We start from the raw sequence: 2840 nt of genomic DNA, 5'->3' as shown, positions 1-2840 counted from the left end.
CCGGAATCCAATCCGGACCCACGCGCCCTCGGCCTGACCTCGCGCCATCTCGCCTATGTGATCTACACCTCAGGATCAACCGGTACGCCCAAGGGGGTCATGGTCGAGCATCGCGGATTGGTCAATCTCATAGCATGGCATGTGCAAACCTTTTGTCCCCAGCCAGAAACCTGCTGTGCGCTCGCGGCTGGAGTAGCATTCGATGCCAGCACTTGGGAGCTATGGTCTGCGCTATGTAACCGCAGCACATTGCTGCTCCCCCCAAGAGCATTGGCGGGAGATTCTCTCCTTCTGCTACAATGGTGGCGTGATCAATCGCTGGACGTCGCCTTTTTGATCACGCCGCTGGCCACGATGGCGTTGGAAGATAGGCTGGTAAATTCCAGATTGGAGTACTTGCTTGTTGGCGGTGGTCGTCTCCAGCGTGTGCCTGCGCCTCTAGCTTCGCCTCACAAGCTAATAAACAACTATGGTCCTACTGAAGCTACGGTCGTGGCGACCTCGGGCCGGCTCTTCATCGACAACGTTGTGCCGCATATTGGCCGCCCGATTGCCAACACGCGGATCTACCTGCTGGACGGTCATGCTGAGCCCGTTCCGTTTGGGGCGGTGGGGGAGCTTTACATCGGCGGGGCGGGGGTTGCGCGTGGCTACCTGAACCGGCCCGAGCTGACCGCGGAGCGGTTCATCGCCAGTCCCTTTGTGGAAGGCGACCGGCTGTACCGGACCGGCGACCTGGCGCGCTATCTGCCGGACGGCAATCTGGCGTTTTTGGGCCGCAACGACGAGCAGGTAAAGATCCGCGGCTTTCGGATCGAGCCGGGCGAGATCGCGGCACGGCTTTGCGAGCATGCCTGGGTGCGCGATGCGGTCGTCGTGGCGCAACAGGATCGCACCGGCGAGCAGCGTCTGGTCGGCTATGTGGTGTGTGCGCTGGAGGCTGGATCGGATGCGCTGGATGGAGCCGAGCTTGCCGGCACGTTGCGCGCGCATGTGAGTGCGCGGCTGCCTGACTACATGGTGCCGGCTGCATTTGTGCGGCTGGCGGCGCTGCCGCTGACGGCAAACGGCAAGCTCGACCGCAAGGCGCTGCCGATGCCTGAGGATGCGGCCTATGCGCGCGCGGCCTATGAGCCGCCGCGGGGCGAGACCGAGACCGCGCTGGCGACGATCTGGGCGGAGCTTCTCGGTGTGGCGCGGGTCGGCCGGCACGACAACTTCTTCGAACTGGGCGGCCACTCGCTTCTTGCCGTGCGGCTGTTGAGCCGGGTCTCGCAGGCTATTGGTGTTGCACTCCCGCTGACGACGCTGTTTGCCAAGCCGGTGCTGGCCGATCTGGCCGGGAGCATCGTCGAGGTGTTGAGCCGCTCCGGTCCACAAGACCTGCCGGCGATTGCGGCCGTGTCGCGTCATGAGCCGCTTGTGCTGTCTTTTGCGCAGCAGCGGCTATGGTTTTTGGCTCAGCTGGACGAGGGCAGCACGAACTATCACATCCCGCTGGCCTTGCGGCTGCGTGGCGCGCTCGACCGCAGCGCCTGGCAGCGCAGCCTTGACCGCTTGTTTGCGCGTCATGAGGCGCTGCGCAGTGTCTTTGTCGCACCGCAGGGCACACCCCGGGTTGAGGTTCTGCCGCCGGATGCGGGGCTGCCGGTAATGGAGCACGATCTGCAGGACAGGGTAGATGCGGACGCCGCGCTTGCGGAGCTGTGCCAGCAAGAGGCGCGCAGGCCGTTCGATCTGGCGCATGGCCCGCTGATCCGCGGCCGGCTGATCCGGCTGTCGGATGAGGAACACGTCTTCCTGCTGACCCAGCATCACATCGTCTCGGACGGCTGGTCGCTGGGCGTGCTGGTGCGTGAACTCAGTCAGCTGTACCGGGCGTTCGTGTCCGGAGAAGACGATCCGCTGCCGCCGCTTGCGATCCAGTATCCGGATTATGCCGCCTGGCAGCGGCAGTGGCTCTCGGGCGAGCGGCTGCAGAGCCAGGCGCATTATTGGCGCAATAATCTATCTGGCGCCCCAGCCCGTCTGGACTTGCCGACGGACCGGCCGCGGCCAGCGCAACAGTCGTTTGCCGGGGCCAGTGTGCCTGTCGTCATCGATGCGGATCTGACGCGGGGGCTGAAGCAGCTGAGCCGGCAACATGGCACGACGTTGTTCATGACGGTGCTGGCGGCGTGGGCGGCGGTGCTGGCGCGTCTGTCAGGACAGGACGACCTTGTGATCGGGGTGCCGAGCGCCAATCGCGGCCGGCGCGAGATCGAAGAGTTGATCGGCTTCTTCGTCAACACCCTGGCGCTTCGCCTCGACCTGTCGGGCGCGCCGAGCGTGTCGCAGCTTCTGGAACGGACGCGGCGCACGGCGCTGGCTGCGCAGGAGCATCAGGACCTGCCGTTTGAGCAGGTGGTCGAGATCGTGCAGCCGCCCCGGCATCTTGATCACACGCCGCTGTTCCAGGTGATGTTGGCCTGGCAACACGACGCCGTCGAGTCGTTCGACCTTGCCGGGCTGCGCGTCGAGGCGGCGGGGCAGGGCTACGATCAGGTCAAGTTCGATCTGGAGCTGAACCTCGGCGAGCGCGGCGAGGTGATTGCGGGAACGCTGGGTTATGCCACAGCTCTGTTTGATCCGACGACGATCGAGCGGCAGCGTGGCTATCTGCTGGCGCTGCTGCGGGCGATGGTTGCCGATGCGCGGCAACCGGTCGGGCGGATTGAGCTGCTGTCGCCCGCTGAGCGCGCCTACCTGCTGGAGGAGTTGAACCGGACGGCGGCGCCCTATCCGGCGGAGCAGTGCATCCATGAGCTGTTCGAGGCGCAGGTGCGCCAAGCGCCGGACGC

Annotated in this window: 1 protein-coding gene; it reads left to right on the top strand. The window is 65.3% G+C overall.

Going from position 1 to position 2840, the window contains the following annotated elements; translation table 11 throughout:
• Nucleotides 1-57 precede the first annotated feature (57 nt).
• The coding region (locus tag ABIB91_RS41530; protein ID WP_354172956.1) for a condensation domain-containing protein at nucleotides 58-2840 on the top strand (2783 nt) is incomplete at its 3' end.

It is taken from the genome of Bradyrhizobium sp. JR4.3, from assembly GCF_040547695.1.
In the GTDB taxonomy this organism is placed as follows: Bacteria; Pseudomonadota; Alphaproteobacteria; order Rhizobiales; family Xanthobacteraceae; genus Bradyrhizobium; species Bradyrhizobium canariense.
The sequence above is the reverse complement of the archived record's forward strand: the minus strand, read 5'-3'. Positions and strand labels throughout refer to the sequence as shown.